This window comes from Burkholderia sp. SIMBA_051 (assembly GCF_046534915.1).
GTDB lineage: Bacteria > Pseudomonadota > Gammaproteobacteria > Burkholderiales > Burkholderiaceae > Burkholderia > Burkholderia ambifaria.
Window position 1 is genome coordinate 1 of the sequence record NZ_JAWRXS010000112.1, and the last position, 334, is coordinate 334.

Here is a 334-nt window from a genome sequence, read left to right on the forward strand (position 1 = left end):
CAATCGCGACGGTCACATTGGGCGCGTGATAGCTCGTGATCGACCCCGCGTGTCCGGTCGTCAGCAGCTTCAGGAAGTCGTAGGCTTCGGCACCACGCAGTTCGGCCAACAGCACGCGATCCGGTCGCATGCGCATCGCGCTTGCAATCAGGTCTGCTGGCGTCACCTGCGCGTGACCATGCCCGCCCTTGCTGTAGAGAAGATGCACGCAGTTCTCGACGTGCCGAATGACTAGCTCCCGCACGTCCTCGATCGTCACGATCCGCTCGGTCGCAGGAATCGAGCGGCACAAGGTCTTCATGAAACTGGTCTTGCCGGACCCCGTATTACCGAC

1 protein-coding gene is annotated in these 334 nt (G+C 61.7%); it reads right to left on the minus strand.

Annotated features, from left to right (window positions below):
* The coding region (locus tag SB771_RS33785; RefSeq protein WP_410721890.1) for an ATPase, T2SS/T4P/T4SS family at positions 1 to 334 on the minus strand (334 nt) is incomplete at both ends.